This is a genomic window from Chryseobacterium viscerum (assembly GCF_002899945.2).
Classification (GTDB): domain Bacteria; phylum Bacteroidota; class Bacteroidia; order Flavobacteriales; family Weeksellaceae; genus Chryseobacterium; species Chryseobacterium viscerum.
On the sequence record NZ_PPEG02000012.1, the window covers coordinates 1 to 17,384 of the forward strand.

Here is a 17,384-nt window from a genome sequence, read left to right on the forward strand (position 1 = left end):
TTTATTTAACATAAATTTTACCTTTTATTAATATTTAAACCTAAAACACTGGTAGGCAGAGAGAAAAATTTTAAACATTTGTTTGGAAGATCGAGAGGGAGTGTGGGAGGGTTAGAGCGTGTGAGGGACGGAGAGTGTTTTGGGAGGGGTTGAGGATAGGATTAATGTATAATGAGTAATGAGTAATGAGTAATGGAAGGTATACCTATATATAATAGCAGGGGCTTTTCTAAAAACAAATATTCTTTATTTAAGTTTTGGGCTAAAGCCAAAAAGGACATTTTCTTTTTATTAAAAGGGCTCCCTTCGACTAAGCTCAGGATTATAGCCCGCTTCTATGGAATTTTTATTGTCTGGATGAATATTTGGATGAGGATCATGATTATTCGTTGACAGGATCATCAAACGGATTTGTACAGAGGTGGATGGGTATAATATATATAAGAGAGAGAAAGTTGATGATACTGAACCCATCTATTGACAACCTAAAACCTGGAATTGTAATCTCAAAACTAAAAACACGGAACGAGAAACCCGAAAATCTAATTCATCATTCATCATTTATAATTCCCTCCCCTAGCCCTGATAAGAATGGTTACCCCACAGCTTGCGTTGGAGAGTGGGTGGGTTCAAGGGACGGAGTGCGCTGGAGCGAGGAGTAAAAATGGATAGCAGGAAATAGCTCCTAAGAATGTTTGAGAGGTTTGAGAGTTTGAGGGTTTGAGAAAACTTGAATGTTTCTGAGTGGAAAGGCAGGGAATGAAGATTTGCTCTTTCCTAAGGGTATGATTAAAAGAAACGTTTGATTAATACCTTATATATATAGTATCCTAATAGGCATCCGATAGTGTCTGCTACGATATCCAGTGTTTCCATAGATCTTCCTAATCCCATTTCTTCCTGTAGAATTTCGGTAAGGAATGCATAGAGAAGCATGATCTGAAAAAAGTATGAGAATTTTATTTTGGGAAACGCGGCAATGAAAGCGAAACCCAGTGCTCCAAATATGCTTAGATGCAGCACCTTGTCTATACCGCTGAACATGAACCAATATTCATTGTTTTCTTCTCCCGGCTTGAGGAGCATATAAGTAAGAAATGCCCAATAAATGGGCAGTATCTTACTAAATATTTTTGAAATCTTATCCAATGATTGCTTTGTAATCGTCTGCAGAAAGTAACTCTGACTGATCTGCTCCATCAGCAATTTCCAATTTGATGATCCATCCATCTCCATAAGGGTCTGTATTTAACAGTTCCGGCTGAGCTTCTAATTCTGAATTAAACTCAATAACCTTCCCTGCGATAGGCAAGAATAGATCTGAAACAGTCTTTACTGCTTCTACACTTCCAAAAACGTCTCCTCCATTAAGATCATCATCTACAGTATCTATGTCTACGTATACGATGTCTCCAAGTTCTCCCTGAGCGAAGTCTGTAATACCGATTGTAGCAACGTTACCCTCGATCTTGATCCATTCGTGATCTTTGGTGTACTTTAATTCTGATGGTGTGTTCATTTTTAAATTTTTATTTTGTACAAATGTATTCAAAAATATAGTAGCTTCAAATATTGGATATAAAAAAAGTCCTTCAAAACTGAAGGACTTTTACGTTTGTACTATTTTTAGAATCCACCTCCGGAATCTCCGAATGTAAATGTGGCAGAAATACCTGCTCTAATTGTAGACAGCGGGAATGCTGTGGAAATCTTATACTTTGAGGTCATCTGTTCGTAGAATACTCTCAGGTTCAGATTCTCGGAAACATTATAGTCTGCGGAAAGCTTGATATTCATCAGTCTTTGTCCTCCTGTAACCTGGGCATCATTCAACAGGATATTCATAATGGAGGTCTTACTGTCTCTTAATGAAATATCTCCTCTGATATTAAGGTCACTTCCTTTTCCTCTTGTTCCTCTTCCTCTGATATTAGCAGTTCCTAGTCTGAAGTTTCTGACAATATAACCAAGTCTTACTACATATTCTGTATTGGCATCTTCGGTAAGTGTCTGGTTTACCAATCCCAATACCATCATTCTGGTTTTGTTGTACTGTATCCCGAACTGCATGTTGTTTCTCATGGTAACATCTACTCCAATAAGTGGTGAGAAAGATTCTACATATCCCACCTGTGCAAATGTATATGGATTGATCTTATCCCCGGCATTTTTGATTACATTACCTGCATTATCCACGGTCTGATAGTATCCATTCGGGTTGCCATGATAATCTACATTGCTCTGAATACCAGTTGCGGTATAAGTAGCTGTATAGGCATGTAGAATATCAAACTTCGTGAACTGCCCACTAATAATCGGGATATTTTTTAATCCTGAATACGTAATTCTCCAGTTTGGTAGCGGGAATCCTGATTTCTTCGGATTGCTCATTGGTGTCACCGATTTTCCTTCCATCGCTGCTTTAAAGGCTGGGATCAATACATAAGCATTTCCAATACTGTAATGCTGAGCAAATCCATTGTTATCCAATACAGCGCCTGGTCCTCCCAGCTGTTGTGAAAGTGCTCTTGCATTTTCCCTGATCGCCTGGTAAACCGCTTGTCCATCTTTAAATGATGTACTAAGAAGCGATGTCGTATTGGAATATGTTATCATTTCGCTGGCAAATGTAAAGTCAGGATCCGAAACGCCATTATTGGTATAGTTAAATCCTGTATGTGAAAAGTTACTGTTAAAGGTATGTAACACATTAAGATCTATTCTTAAATCATTCATCGGCACCACTTGTAAGTCTGCTCTCAATTCTTTGGTGGACATCCTCACGTATGGATCTGTCATATAATTGGAACCACTCACCCATCCATTTTCCATCACTGTTCTTCTGATATCAGCCTGTGATCCTAAAAGGAATCCTAAAGTTGGACCTCCCAGTGTCTGTCCTGAACCATACCAGTTAGGAGCCGATAATAATCCCGGAAGTACTGTTCCATTTGTTTCATTATAACTTACGTTCAACTGTTTGAAAGAAGTCAGCAAGAATGCTGCACTTTGAAATGGAGTAAGTCTGTTTTTAAATTTATATTTCTTATATCTGTATCTGTTCTTCTCCCATTGTTTTGTATATACATTGTTCAGAGAGTCCATCTCCTGTCTGCGTTTCTGAAGCTTAGCATTTATCTTTTTGAAATAATTAAACTGTCCAAAGAACTTAGGAAGATCCGCTGAAGCTGTTGCCTGAATAACATTCGTATTCTGACCAACAGACCCCAAGCTTGCAGGTTTATTAGTCTCAGGATCCACAAATCCAGTCAACGAAGTAGACCTTGCAGCCCAGTTGTAGGTAAATCCATATCCTATTTCTGCATCAATGAAATCCAGATAAGGAAGATACTGGAACGGCAGTTTATAGTTCAGCTGTGCTCTGTGGTTATACAATACCGGTCTTCCTGCTCTGAATACATTTCCAAAGATCGACTTGTTGTCCATTGAATTTACATCCAGGTTATCATTAAGGGTTCTGGTTGCAGAATTGATTTCCAGTTTTAATGATTTTGTAAAATTGAATCCTAACCCGTACTGCCATCCAAAGAAGAAGTTTCTGTTTCTGATGGCATCGAAATCACTGTTCATATTTCCATTCAGGATCGCTTCCACGTTTCTGAACTCAAGTTCATTATAATTTCTGTCGATTTCAGTTCTGAAAGAGATTCTTGTAGGAATTGGATTAATATTGAATTCCTTCACCCATCTCAGATACTTTGTAGATTTTGCTGTATCACTAATCATCTTATTGAAAGGCTTGATGACCCACGGCTTAAATGTATAGTTATAATCAACATATCCTCTCAAATACTGTCTATAGTTTCTCTTGGTATAGATATCTCTGAAATAGTCATCGTTATAAACAGCCGTTACTGATACGTTTTCGATATCATAAAACTTAGGCTTTTTATTTGGGTTTACTCTTTCTTTGTGCATATTCACTACTCCTATACTTCTCTGTTGAGTATACGTTCTCGCTACTTTTTTCAACTGATCTTTGTTTGGCGCCTTACTGAATTCCACGTCGGTATCCAGAGGGTTGTATTTCGGGTCTTCAATGGTCTGTGAGTAAGAATAGTTTAAAGGAATCTTCACACCTGTTTTTTCCGGAAGGAATTTATCTACATTGATCGCCGTATTAATACTAAACGCTGATTGAGTAGATTGCGTTCTTTCTGCAGGTTTTGAATCGATATTTCCAAAACCAACTGATGTATAAGAAGCATTGGCATTTACTGTTGCCAGGTCTCCCATGTTAAAGTTTAAGCTGGCATTTCCTGCATACCCTCCATCATTCTCGATTTCAGAAAGACGGACTTCATTCACCCATAATATTCTTGTAATTCCGGTTCCTCCTCTTACATCTGCATTTCTTACCCCAATCATAATTGTGGTAATATTTCCTAAACTTGGTCTACCTTTGATATAAATATTCTTAAAAGGTTCCTGGTAGGCCGGATCTACTGTTCTATCGGTAATTTTCACCCCCGATTTATCTCTTCTGATTTTAGCATCTACAAAGTTCTGAACATCAAAATCCACCTCATTTTCCATTGGCCAGATTTCCATAGGAGCTGTTGCCGTTGTAGGTGTCATTTTTAAAGATGATTCATATTCATAATAGTTGTCAGTAGCATCACTTCCAAAACGGATAAAGAATTTGGTTTTCTCATCCATTCCTATTACTCTATTCAATGGATCATGAGCATGTACAAAAAGTTTCAACTTTTTATATCTTCTCATATCCAGTGTTGTATTCTTGAATACTCCTCTTGCTTCAGATTTAAGGTCATTTACTTTCATGTAAAGTGAAGCTTCATTTTGTCTTTGAGCTCCAGCATTTCCACTTAATACCTGTCTGTCAATACCTGGAGGCAATACATACGGAGGCTGATTTAAAGCATTTTCTTCAATATTTACACTTCCTACTTCAAAGTTCGGATCTACCACTTCTCCTATCCCTTCTTCAGGACCGGAAACAATTGTACTGGCAATTTTATTGTTATATTTTCTCCAGTCTGATCTTACAAGATCCATTGTTCCAAATCTTAAAGTGGATGTTTGGTCGAATCCTGCCAACATTAATCTTGCAAATCTTACATTATTCAGCACCGAAGCATCATGAGTTCCTTCCTGCAAATCGTACTTAGATACTGGTATTCTAAATAAGAACCATTTAACATCTGCAGTTTGCCCATTCTGAAATGCTGCTTTTACGGTCTTTACATCAACAATATTGTTTTGTCCTAATGACAAACTTGGCTGATCAAGTTTTACAACATACTGATTATAGTTTTCAGTCTGATCAAGGTTGTAATCTTTATTGATATCTTCCGCATCCGGAGTTTGTGAAGCTACGTTCAGAGAGTTTGCTTCTGAGTTTCCTTCCGGATTTCTGAAATACTTGTATCGTTCTACAACTGAAGCAGCCTGGCTTCCTGTAAATTTATCAGACAGATAGAATACGAAGTCATCCACTGCAGGGTCAGCAATATTAGTTACCGGGTTTACAAATGTATTCCCAAACCTCATGGCTTCCTGGTCAGAAGTAAGACCATCATATCCGGCATCCTGTACTTTTCTATCCTCTCCTTCTGTAGAGAATGCATATAAAATTGGCGGCTGCTTTGGCTGTACTCCCCAGGTTGAATTCGTAGTTGATGATGGGGTACCAGAAGTTGGAAGTCCATTTTCATACTGCATTTTTCCATCCTTCAGAACATCTTCTGATACGTTTCCTAAATGAAGTAAAAGCCTTGGATCAGTACCCAATGTTTTACCATCTGCGTATGGATCCATCATCCAGAACTCAACATATTCGATATTGGAAGTAACGAAGTTTGGAACGCTGATGGACCTCATAATTCCTCCCCATCTGCTTTGCGCCTGCTCTGTTAATGGGTTTACATTATATGGCCCTTTTTCCTTAGGGAAATAAGAGATATCAAAAGTATTGGTAAAAGTCTGTTCACCTGCAACGAAATCTCTGTTGTTGTAAATCTCCGAGTATTGTACTCTTCTTGAAGCGTGATTGGATACGGACTGCGGTGTAATTCCTGAAGGAGCTTTTCCTCCAACACCCCAGAATCTAGGGTCGATATTATACCATGTTAATAGTCCTCTTCCATATCCGCTTGTTATATCGTCATTTGCCGGCACCGTATTAAACGGTGGCAATGTATTTTTTTCCGGTTTTGAAGCCAAGCTCCATGCTGCCGGTTCTTTTAATGATATCTTGGAAGTCGTTTGTTCAAAATCGTCAATATAAGACTGATTATTTGTCCCTTTATTTAGTCCAGGCATTAAATAAGCAGCTTCCATCTTAAAGTTTAAGTTGGATGGCGCTTCGGTTTTTACCATAGGAAGCTTATTGGTAAGCCTTGTCAGATAAGGAGCCTGATTGTTATACATCAAGTTGATCCCCGCCATGGTATTGTTTACCGCTTCCTGTCCGAAGTTTACCTTCTGAGTCAATGGAGATTCTGAGTAATTAATTACTGTTCCTCCTAAGATAAAGTTTTCACTGAATCTTCTTTCTAAATTTAATCCTAAGAATCTTTTTCTTTGGGTATTAAATGTCAACTGGTTTTCCAGTGAAATATTGATAGCCTGTCCGGACTGTTTTACGTTTTCGTTGATGATCGTAACAGTCCCCAACATATAATCTACGGTATAGTCTACCCCTTCTGTAAGCTGTACTCCGTTTGCGGCCACTTTTACCGATCCCTGAGGCACGTTTACTGCACCTAACGAAATACCTTGTCCTTGAACTCCTTTATAACGGCCTTCCATTGTATATCTCTGTGAAAGGTTACTGGAAAGAACAGCTTGTTTTTGCTTGGTATAAAGATCCTGGAAAACATATTGAGGATCAAAAGTTCCCCCTAAAACCTTTTGCATATAACTTCCGAAAGGCTGTACTTTGGTAAAAATAACCCGCCCGGTTTCCGGTCTTATTGTAATTCCATTGACAAAGTCAAAAATACCATCTCCCTTGCTTCCGTCTTTATTATTCTGGATGTCTCCGTTCATGTTAAGGCGATCCCAGTTGAATAATTTCAGTAAGTTCTGATCCTTTACAGGAGTATCCGGAAGGTAGTTTACTTTACCTCCTGTTTTTGGATCTCTGTAGTATACATTCAGGATAAATCCATCCGGTGCTACCTGTCCTGCATCCATAGAATAGATATTCTTCATCATCAGGTCCCACATCGGAGATTGAGTGTTCACTTTATTGTTTACTCTCAATACTTTGGTAACAAGCACCGGGCTTTCCTCGGAGAATTCCCCTACTTTGTATACTTTATTGCTTCCATTAACAGTATAGGAGTATGAAACGGCTAAAAGCTGTTGGTCATTCAATTTTTGATTTAATGAAATATATCCTAGCTGTGGCTGAAAGGTAAATTCATTAGCATTCAGCTTTCTGGCTTTTGTATTGTATATGAATTGCTCTCCATTATCATAAGGAGTTGGATCTGTCCCAATCACCTGTCCCTGGAAAATAGTACCGTAGTTTTTTCCGGCTTCTCTGGATCCTGCTACTGACGAAACTGCGTCATATAAACCGTTCAGAGAGTTATCCGGTAAAGTAACACCACCAGGCCCTTCTCCAAGGTCTCTGATCCCGATAATACTTTTCTGATAGGCAAGATTACTGTTCCCTTGATCAAGTACCCATACTTCTAATCTGGTAATATTAATGGTGGAATTGATCTGTGGATAATTAAGTAAGGCATCATCATATTTGTTCAGGAAATAGTGCCCTAAGAAGTAGTGCTGATTTTCTTCATAGTCAATAGCATTGACTTTAAAATTATTCATAACACCACCACCCTGTACTACAATATTACGGGCCTCACCCTGCTGTTGGGAAAGGACCACTGTTCCAAATGTTTTTCCTAACTGGAATTCTGTTTTCACCCCAAACAGTGATTGTGAACCACGGATCAGACTGGTTGAAAGCGGCATATTTACGTTACCAAATTCAACTCTTTTGATGATTTTATCTTCTCCTCCTTCGTTGGGTTTATCTACATTTCCAAGGCCTTTGCTTTGAAGATCTTTCCAGCTTCCTTTTGCCTGCCAAACGAGGTTCATCCTGTTTTCAAAAGCAAAACCACTCTGGGTATCATAATTGGCTTTTAACTGCAAATTTTCACCTACTTTACCCAATAATCCCAGCTGAATTCTCTGATCGATATCGAAAGTAAAACTGGTCCTGTTTTGTGGCAGAATCAAAGGGTTATCAATTTTCTGATACAATCCGGCAAAGTCCAAAGATGCATACCCCGAAGGAATAATTTCAATTTTATTACCCCCGAAAATCGTTTCGAACAACTTGTTATTGATCAAGAGTGAAGGAATAAGTCCTTTCTTCCTTGCATCTGATCTATCTCTTCTGAAAAGAAGGTTGTATTTATCAGATTTCTCCTTGTAATAAGCTTTTGTCTGGGTAGCAAGCATATATTCTTTATACTCTTGCGGAGACATCGCTGTAGGAGGACCTGTTATGGTATTTCCGATTTTAGGATATACATAGTACATCCCGGTTTTTATATCGTAATAGGCTTCGTACCTCGTAGGGTCGGCCACTTCATATTGTTTTCTTATGATCGCCGTGTCATTCCGTACCTGCGCAAACGCGCTGACAGACATACACAGAAACGACAGGAACAAAAATATGTTAAGATGCTTACTTTTCGCCACCAAATGTTAAATGTTTTTTAAGATTTGTTTAACCAATTCTTCTACCGAGATGCTTGGATTTTGTTTTATTATTCTATCCGCAATCTTCTCACTCGCCCGCTTAGGAATTCCTAAAACTTCTAATGCAGATAACGATTCTTCCTTAATTTTATTATCCACCATCACAGAAATATTCGCGTTCGGATCACTGAATTTCTGTACTTTATCTTTAAGGTCTACGATGATTCTTTCGGCAGTTTTGGCACCGATTCCTTTTGCTTTTTGGATGAGTGCACTGTTGCCTGAAAGTATGGCAGTAGCGATCTCATCAAGGCTCAGTGTTGATAGCAGAATCAATGCAGAAACAGCCCCTACTCCGTTAACGCTAATTAACAGATTGAACATTTCTTTTTCTGAACGTGTGTTAAAACCAAAGAGAAGATGAGCATCTTCACGGATGATCTGCTGGATAAATAAAATAGTCTGCTGGTTCAAAACCAGCGTCTGTGAGGTCATCAAACTGATTCCCACGTAGTAGCCAACCCCTTGTACATTGATTACCGCGTAGGTAGGCGTAAGTTCTTGAACAGTGCCTTGTAAAGAAAATATCATTATTAATTTTTAAAACTCCCAAATATAGCAATTTAAACTAATTAATGTTTTCATTTGACGCGCGAATGATTTTTAACTTAAATTTCAAATAAGAATTCAATGAATTAACATAAAAGCAAAAGACTCCAAAATATGGAGTCTTTTTATTATCTCAACACGGTTTAAGGTGTCATTTTTTAAATAAGAAAAATCTGATCAGAACTTAGTGATTACTACTCATGATCTCAATTTTTATATTTATTTCTTTTCTCTTCTTTGAGCATCAAGAACGGCAATCGTAGCAAGGTTTACGATCTCGTCTACGCTTGAACGCATTTGAAGAACGTGTACCGGCTGTTTTAATCCCATTAAGATTGGTCCTATCACCTGTGCTACTTTCATTCCTCTTATAATTTTGTAAGAAAGGTTGGCACTTTCCAGATTCGGGAAGATAAATGTATTTGCTGGTGTTGTTCCTAATTTTGAGAATGGATAATCGCTCAGGTGATCCGCGTTCATTGCAAAATCAGGCTGAATTTCTCCATCTACAATCATTTTAGGATATTTCTCATGAAGGATGCTTACTGCTTTAGCTACTTTCTTAGAAGTTTCAGAAATAGCAGCGAAGTTTTCGAACCCAAGCATTGCAATTCTAGGCTCGATAGCAAAAGATTTCACTGTAAATTCTGCCATTTTAGCAATATTCACAAGGTCTTCAGAAGTAGGGTTTTGGTTGATGGATGTATCTGCAAAGAAGATAGGTTTCTTTTCAGACAGGATCATCATCATTGCCGCTACTTTGTCCACTCCTTTATCTTTTTCAATAACCTCCAACACAGGACGCAATACTGAAGTATAGTTTTTAGAGAATCCTACGATAAGACCATCCGTATCTCCATGTCTTAGCATCAGAGGTCCAAAATAATCTCTCTGACGAACATATCTCTTCGCTTTGTACTCGTTCATTCCTTTTCTCTGACGAAGTTTCCAAAGGGTTTCTCTGTATTTTTTTCTGTTTTCTTTCTGGTCATCATCACTTGGATCAATGATCGGAACATCCAGGGTAATTCCATAACGTTCCATCTGCTCTTGGATGTATTTCTTATCTCCTAAAAGGCTTGGATAAGCAATTCCTTCTTCATAAAGGATCTGAGCAGCTTTCAATACGTTGTATTCTTCAGCATTCCCAAGGGTAATTCTTTTCGGATTGGATTTTGCACGGCTCTGCATCATTCTTACCAATCTTTCATCTCTTCCCATTCTGTCTAAAAGCTGGTGCTCATATTCTTCAAAATCAGCAATCGTTTTTCTCGCAACACCACTTTCAATAGCCGCTTTTGCTACAGCACTCGATACTTTTGTGATCAGTCTGTTATCAAATGGTTTTGGAATGAAATACTCTCTTCCAAATTGCATATTTTGAACGTTGTATGCTAAAATTACAGCTTCCGGTACTGGTTCTTTTGCCAAGTCAGCAATAGCGTGTACGGCAGCAAGCTTCATTTCTTCATTAATTCCTGTAGCCTGTACATCCAATGCACCACGGAAGATATAAGGGAATCCTAATACGTTGTTTACCTGGTTAGGATAATCACTTCTTCCTGTTGCCATGATAACATCTTTACGAGTCTCGATAGCAAGATCATAAGCGATTTCCGGATCAGGGTTAGCTAAAGCGAATACGATAGGATCGTTATTCATGCTCAACAGCATTTCCTGAGTCATCACGTTTCCTTTTGACAATCCCACAAACACATCCGTTCCTTTTACAGCATCTTCTAATGTTTCAATATCTGTCTGAGCGATGAAATCTAATTTTTCAGGAGTAAGATTTTCTCTTTTATGATTGATAACCCCCTTACTGTCACACATCAGAACATTTTCTTTTTTCAGTCCTAATGAAATATAAAGCTTCGTACATGCAATAGCAGCGGCACCTGCACCATTCACCACCATTTTCACTTTATCAATATCTTTATTAGCAATCTGCAAAGAGTTGATCAATGCTGCTGCAGAGATAATGGCTGTTCCGTGCTGGTCATCATGCATCAAAGGAATATTTAATTCCTCTTTCAGTTTTTGTTCTATATAAAATGCCTCAGGAGCTTTAATATCTTCCAGGTTGATTCCTCCGAAAGTAGGAGCAATACCTTTTACAATTTCAATAAATTTATCCGGGTCTTTTTCATCAATCTCGATATCAAAAACGTTGATATCAGCAAAGATCTTGAATAAAAGACCTTTTCCTTCCATTACCGGTTTTGAAGCTTCAGCACCGATGTCTCCCAGTCCAAGTACTGCAGTACCGTTAGAAATTACTGCTACCAGGTTTCCTTTTCCTGTATAATCGTAAACAGTTTCCGGTTTATCATGAATTTCCATACAAGGAACAGCTACCCCAGGAGAGTAAGCCAGTGACAGATCTCTTTGAGAAGAGTGTGGCTTTGACGGGATTACTTCAATTTTTCCTTTGGGTTCTGCTTTATGATAATCTAGCGCGGCCTGGCTAAAGTTCTTTTCGTCACGATTGTTGTTACTTGACATAAAATTTTGTTTTTTGTTAAAGTATATATTTAATGTGGTAATCTACTAAGCTTTCAATTGGTTTCTGCACAACATGTCCCACATTTAAATTAAGTTCTGTAGCTACAGAACGCAGTATGTTTTCATAATAATAAGCGATAGAGCCGATGAAATTGATCTCGGCATCTTTTGCTTCCTCATAAGGGAGAACCTGGTATTCAAAGAAGTTTCTCATTTCTTCAAAAACCATATCCTGGAAATAAGGATGATCTTTTCTTTCGATCACAAATTTGGTAAAGTTCGCCAAATAGGCGTTGGGTCTTGGAGTATGATACATATTTTTCAATGCATCTTCTACGGTAAGCTGATAGTCTGCTTCAAATTCTTTGTGAAGGTCTGAAGGCAGTTTTTTCATGAAATATCTGCGCACTAGCTGCTTTCCGATAGCACTGCCACTTCCTTCATCCCCGATCAGGAATCCAAGGGAAGGCAATTCAATCTTCAGATTTTCACCATCAAAAAAACAAGAGTTTGATCCTGTGCCCAAAATGCACACGATGGCAGGTTTTCCGTTATAGGCTGCATAGGCTGCGGCCATCAGGTCTTCCTTTACAATAATTTCTGCTTTTCCAAATACCTTCAGCAATTCTTCTTCAATGGTTTCACAATTTTTCCTCACTCCACATCCGGAACCATAAAAAAAGACTTTGGTAATTGAATTTTTAACTGATATCAGATTGCTATTCTTCTGTATTTCAGGAGCGATAAGTTCTCTGTTGATAAAATTCGGATTGAAACCTATTGTTTCTGTTTTTAGAAAAACTTTTTTAAAGTCATCAAGTATTACCCAATCCGTTTTAGTAGAACCACTATCTACAATAGCAACCATATTTTAGATTTTAATTTAAGCGTGCTAAATTATGAATTTATCTTCAATTAGCATTTAAAAACAACCTGGAAGCTGTCTAAAATCATTAATGTTTAATCTCTGTTTTTTTTTCATTGAATTGTAAAAGCCAATCTTCTATTTCGTCTTCCAGATAGGAAGTCTGTAATACCATTGCATTGATAAAATCATCGGGGACAGGTTCCCCGCTGGAGTTTTCAAGATTCCACAATTCGTTTGACATATTTTCATATTCAGAATACACTCTTTTGAAGCGGGAATTTTCTTTCTCAAGAGCCTCAATATTTTTCTGTTGAAGCTGGAATTTTCTGTATTTGTTTTGACGTTTCATACAAATATTATTAATAATTGGGTCATAAAATGTTGGAGTATATGCTCTTAATCGTGCACTACAAGATAGAAAAAACCATCAACACAAGGAGTTGAAAATGAATTTATTATCAGGTCATTATTACATCATTCTGAATATTAAAATTAGAAATAATTTTTATTAAAAAAAATATTTTAACAACTTTTTTCAGTGTTTAACATATAGTTATAAATTTGCATATTCATATTATGAAGTTTTATAATTATTGGCATTTTAAAATCATTATGAACAATCAGAGTACAGTAAGGCTTTCACCTGCTGAGATATAAACACTCTCTTACTTCATACAATATGTACACAAATTTTTAGTTTTATATTAATTCAATGAAAGATATACTCATACGCCAGAAACAGGTTTTGTTCTTCATTATTGCAGGAGGACTGAGCGCTATTGTAGAAATAGGCAGCTTTAAGATTTTCAGCACTTCTCTTCCTCATTTCTTTGTAAGGGAAACCAACTTTCATGGCATACATTATCCTTTAAGTAATATTTTTTCTACGAGCTGTGGGATCATCACCAATTATTTTCTGAGTATCTGGTTTGTTTTTGAAAGAGGAAAACATTCGAAGAAAAAAGAGTTCGCTTACTTTATGGTGGTATCTTTCTTTTCAACATTACTCAGCTTAGGATTTTTCCAGATATTTTATAGTTTTATATTTAAAGACAATATCAATTTATTTTTTTATACCTTGAGCCCGGAAATAATCAGTAAAATTGCAGCAATATTGCTGGTTTCCATTCTTAATTATTCGGTAAAAAAGAAAGTAATTTTTAACGGTTAGGCTGTGACAAAAATTTTAAATTATCTATGGAGATTCTGGTTGCTGTTGTTGGCATTTTTTCTGACAGTTACCATTGGAATCCCGGTCTATATTTTATCTTTCAATAAAAAGCATTACAAGTACGGGTATAAACTTGTCAGACTCTGGTGTTTCGGAATGTTCTACGGAATGGGCTTCAGATATGATCTCATTAAGCTTTCAGAACAGGAAATGGACAAAAAGATACCGTATGTCTTTATCTCCAATCATACTTCCATCATGGATATTATGCTTACCTGTATTCTATTACCGGATCATCCGATATGTTTTGTAGGGAAGAAAGAACTGGTAAAGATTCCTATTTTTGGAACCATATATAAAAGGATATGTGTCATGGTAGACAGAGCGAGTGCGAGAAGCCGCGCTGATGTATATCGGAGGTGCGCAGAGAAGATGGAGGAAGGCAACAGTATTGCCATTTTTCCTGAAGGCGGTGTACCTGATGACACTTCTATCATCCTGGATGATTTTAAGGACGGAGCATTTATGCTGTCTTCAAAACATCATTCCCCAATAGCTGTTTATACCTTTATCGGACTCAAGGAAATGTTCCCTTTTGAAAACTCAAAAGGCTATCCTGGAAGAGTAAAGGTGTATTTCAATGGAATCATTGAGCCTACAGATTCGCCAAAAGACTTAAAGGCAGAGGCTTATGAAAAAATAAAAAAAACCTTAATCAGGTATTCCGTTGAAAGGAAATAGTTATATTTGTTTGTGAAATCTATAATAAATATGTCAAATTATTCTAAACAAACCAATTGGGCTCAATTCATTCCATTGGTTACTGTATTCTTCTTTTGGGGATTTGTAGCAGCCAGTAATGATATTCTCATCCCAGTTTTTCAAAAAGCCTTCAACTTATCACAAACTGAAAGTATGCTGGTCCAGATATGCTTTTATGTAGCATATACTGTAGGTTCTTTAATTTATATGATCATATCAAAAAGCATTAAGCAGGATTTGATCAATAAAATAGGGTACAAAAACGGTCTTATTGTGGGACTTCTTATCTCTGCAATGGGAACCTTGTTGTTCTACCCGGCTGCCAATATGCATTCTTTTCCGTTAATGATCTCCGGATTATTTATTGTAGGTTTAGGATTCTCTCTTCAGCAGATTGTTGCTAATCCGCTCGCTATTGAGGTAGGTCCTACAGAAACGGGATCTCAGAGATTAACAATGGCTGGGGGAATCAATAACTTAGGAACGACAATAGGACCGCTTATCGTTGCATTTGCTATTTTTGGTTCTGCAAGCGCAGCCAATACAGAAGCAAGTATCGAAAGTGTAAAAATACCTTATCTTATATTAGGAGCAGCTTTTGCTCTTGTAGCTTTAATGCTTAAATTCTCTTCCCTTCCTGCTATCACACCTACCAATAGTACGGATACAGATGATACCACTCCGGGAGAGCACAGAAGTTCAGCTTTCCAGTACCCTCAATTGGTAATGGGAATGATCGCGATCTTTGTGTATGTAGGAGTAGAGGTTTCCACAGCGAGTAACCTTCCTGCTTATATGGAAAAAAACTTAGGATTTGAAACGAAAGATGTAGCTCCTTACATCTCATTATACTGGGCGTCATTAATGATTGGCCGTTGGACAGGTGCTGTAGAGGCATTTGACGTGAATGCAGGCTTCAAAAAGGTCTTAAGATTCTTAGCGCCTTATCTTGCGTTTGGTGTCTTTTTATTCGTAAATGCACTGGCTCATCATGATCTTTCTCCATTCTATGTATATGGATTTATCATTATTGCGATGATCATCTGTGATATCATGAGTAAAGGAAACCCGGCAAGAATGCTTTTAATCTTCTCATTAGCAGGAATTACAGCTCTACTTGTTGGTATGTTTACTTCAGGTATGGTTTCTGTGTATGCATTTACCAGTGTAGGTCTTTTCTGCTCTACTCTATGGCCATGTATCTTTGCATTGGCTATCAACGGACTTGGAAAGCACACCAACCAGGGATCAGGATATCTTATCATGATGATTATGGGGGGTGGTATTGTAAGCTTTATACAAGGTTATATTGCAGATATTACGAATATCCACTTCAGTTATATCGTTGGGGTTGTTTGTTTTGCTTATCTTGCATTCTATGCGATCCGTGTGAGTGGGATTTTGAAAGCCCAGGGCATTGATCTGGATAAAGTATCTAAAGGTAATGGTCATTAATATAACAAGGAAAATATATAATAAGAAAAGATTTTGGGCGGGTGTTTTACTTGCCCAATTTCTTTTATTTTACGGTTTCTCAAAATCCAACATGATGATTTCTTTTTTTGAGAGCTTCTTTGAGCTTCAGAAAGCACTCCATCAGATGCTGTTCAGCTGGATTCCTTTTTCTATGGGAGATCTTATCTATATTATATTGGGAGCTTTTATATTGTATTATGCAATCACTGTATTCAGGAAGCAACGAAGAAATGATTCTATGATGAAGATCCTGATTATCATTAATATCTTTTATTTTATCTATCAAATCTTTTGGGGAATGCTGTACTTCCAGACTCCTATCATTAAGAAGCTTTCAAGCCAGAAAGAACCGGATGTAGAAAAAGCAAAAAAACTGGCTCTTACCTACCTTGAAAAATGCAAGCTAACGCGACAGTCTGTTCATGAAAATGCTAAGGGAGTTTTTATCATCACAAACCTTACTGCTATACAAAAGGAAATTCTCAATCAGCAGACAAAATTACCCTCTTACATATCAGATAAAAAGACAACTCAGATATTAGCTATTAAACCGAGTGTATTCAAGAATGTGATGAGCTTTACCGGGATTTTGGGATATTATAATCCTTTTACCGCAGAAGCCCAATATAACTCTGAGTTACCCCCTACTTTCATCCCTTTTACAACCGCTCACGAGAGTTCTCACCAGCTGGGTTTCGCCAGGGAACAGGAAGCTAATTTTGTGGGGTATTTAATAGGGATTCATTCCACTAATCTGGAGTTGCGGTACAGCACCGAGCTTTTTACTTTAAAGAGTCTTTTAAGGTTTATTGTTGAGGAAGATCCTGAGTTTGTAAAAAATGTTCTTCATCATTATTCTCCTGCTATGAAAAAAGACCGTACTTATGAAAAAAGTTTCGTGCTCAGCCATCAGGGATGGCTGGATGACTTCTTTGGATACACCAACAATCTGTTTTTGAAAAGTAACCAGCAGGAAGGCTCGGTCACCTATTCTTACTTCATAGATCTCCTCTTAAATTACGAAAAATAAACACAAAAAAGAATCGTATCAGGCGATACGATTCTAAAAACACAAATGATGAAAAAAAATTTATTACCTTGACTTGTTCCCTCATTCAAGGCGATGTAAAAGTACGACATATTTTATAAATACAAAAACATTTCCATCCTTTTTTAAAACTTTATGAAAACTTTATGATTTTTTAAGTTTTTTTGAGTTCATGCCGAAACATCACAAATCGCAATCAATCCGGGCATCAATATAAAAAACATCAATTAAAC

At 37.4% G+C, this 17,384-nt stretch carries 11 protein-coding genes; 4 read left to right on the forward strand and 7 right to left on the reverse strand.

Annotated features, from left to right (window positions below; translation table 11 throughout):
- Positions 1–789 precede the first annotated feature (789 nt).
- The 7 genes from C1634_RS23625 to C1634_RS23655 form a co-directional block, all read right to left on the reverse strand.
- Positions 790–1,149 (reverse strand): VanZ family protein, encoded by a 360-nt coding sequence (locus C1634_RS23625; RefSeq protein ID WP_103233981.1) that lies wholly within the window; start codon positions 1,147–1,149, stop codon positions 790–792.
- The gene (gene gcvH / locus C1634_RS23630; protein ID WP_047373847.1) at positions 1,142–1,519 is read right to left on the reverse strand and encodes a glycine cleavage system protein GcvH; all 378 of its coding nucleotides are present in this window, start codon (positions 1,517–1,519) and stop codon (positions 1,142–1,144) included. The genes C1634_RS23625 and gcvH overlap by 8 nt, the downstream gene beginning before the upstream one ends.
- Positions 1,520–1,626: 107 nt before the next feature.
- Entirely contained in the window at positions 1,627–8,661 is a 7,035-nt protein-coding gene (gene sov, locus C1634_RS23635) for a T9SS outer membrane translocon Sov/SprA (protein WP_109739249.1), read from the reverse strand.
- Between the two features lie 57 nt (positions 8,662–8,718).
- The gene (ruvA, locus tag C1634_RS23640; protein ID WP_103233979.1) at positions 8,719–9,303 is read right to left on the reverse strand and encodes a Holliday junction branch migration protein RuvA; all 585 of its coding nucleotides are present in this window, start codon (positions 9,301–9,303) and stop codon (positions 8,719–8,721) included.
- A 237-nt stretch (positions 9,304–9,540) separates the two neighbouring features.
- Positions 9,541–11,826, reverse strand: coding sequence for an NADP-dependent malic enzyme (locus C1634_RS23645; protein WP_109739250.1), 2,286 nt, complete (start codon positions 11,824–11,826; stop codon positions 9,541–9,543).
- 16 nt (positions 11,827–11,842) lie between these two features.
- Positions 11,843–12,694 carry a BadF/BadG/BcrA/BcrD ATPase family protein gene (locus C1634_RS23650; protein ID WP_109739251.1) on the reverse strand — a complete coding sequence of 284 codons (852 nt, stop codon included), beginning with the start codon at positions 12,692–12,694 and terminating at the stop codon, positions 11,843–11,845.
- Between the two features lie 85 nt (positions 12,695–12,779).
- Complete coding sequence (locus tag C1634_RS23655; protein WP_103234995.1) at positions 12,780–13,043, reverse strand: hypothetical protein; 264 nt, start codon at positions 13,041–13,043, stop codon at positions 12,780–12,782.
- Positions 13,044–13,406: 363 nt separating this feature from the next.
- On the opposite strand from C1634_RS23655, the gene C1634_RS23660 reads away from it, so the two are divergent.
- From C1634_RS23660 to C1634_RS23675, 4 genes are all read left to right on the forward strand, one after another.
- Complete coding sequence (locus tag C1634_RS23660) at positions 13,407–13,865, forward strand: GtrA family protein (RefSeq protein ID WP_103234996.1); 459 nt, start codon at positions 13,407–13,409, stop codon at positions 13,863–13,865.
- Positions 13,866–13,868: 3 nt separating this feature from the next.
- Positions 13,869–14,606, forward strand: a complete 738-nt coding sequence (locus C1634_RS23665) for a lysophospholipid acyltransferase family protein (protein WP_103234997.1) — start codon at positions 13,869–13,871, stop codon at positions 14,604–14,606.
- A gap of 30 nt (positions 14,607–14,636) precedes the next feature.
- Complete coding sequence (locus tag C1634_RS23670) at positions 14,637–16,082, forward strand: MFS transporter (protein ID WP_103234998.1); 1,446 nt, start codon at positions 14,637–14,639, stop codon at positions 16,080–16,082.
- Positions 16,083–16,173: 91 nt separating this feature from the next.
- The gene (locus C1634_RS23675; RefSeq protein ID WP_228410149.1) at positions 16,174–17,133 is read left to right on the forward strand and encodes a DUF3810 domain-containing protein; all 960 of its coding nucleotides are present in this window, start codon (positions 16,174–16,176) and stop codon (positions 17,131–17,133) included.
- Positions 17,134–17,384: the final 251 nt, after the last annotated feature.

Excerpts from the sequence above, each read along its gene's own strand:
- C1634_RS23675 (WP_228410149.1), top strand. The coding sequence starts at position 16,174 with ATGATGATTTCTTTTTTTGAGAGCTTCTTTGAGCTTCAGAAAGCACTC.
- C1634_RS23650 (WP_109739251.1), bottom strand. The coding sequence starts at position 12,694 with ATGGTTGCTATTGTAGATAGTGGTTCTACTAAAACGGATTGGGTAATA.
- C1634_RS23670 (WP_103234998.1), top strand. The coding sequence starts at position 14,637 with ATGTCAAATTATTCTAAACAAACCAATTGGGCTCAATTCATTCCATTG.
- ruvA (WP_103233979.1), bottom strand. The coding sequence starts at position 9,303 with ATGATATTTTCTTTACAAGGCACTGTTCAAGAACTTACGCCTACCTAC.
- gcvH (WP_047373847.1), bottom strand. The coding sequence starts at position 1,519 with ATGAACACACCATCAGAATTAAAGTACACCAAAGATCACGAATGGATC.
- C1634_RS23645 (WP_109739250.1), bottom strand. The coding sequence starts at position 11,826 with ATGTCAAGTAACAACAATCGTGACGAAAAGAACTTTAGCCAGGCCGCG.
- C1634_RS23655 (WP_103234995.1), bottom strand. The coding sequence starts at position 13,043 with ATGAAACGTCAAAACAAATACAGAAAATTCCAGCTTCAACAGAAAAAT.
- sov (WP_109739249.1), bottom strand. The coding sequence starts at position 8,661 with ATGTCTGTCAGCGCGTTTGCGCAGGTACGGAATGACACGGCGATCATA.
- C1634_RS23660 (WP_103234996.1), top strand. The coding sequence starts at position 13,407 with ATGAAAGATATACTCATACGCCAGAAACAGGTTTTGTTCTTCATTATT.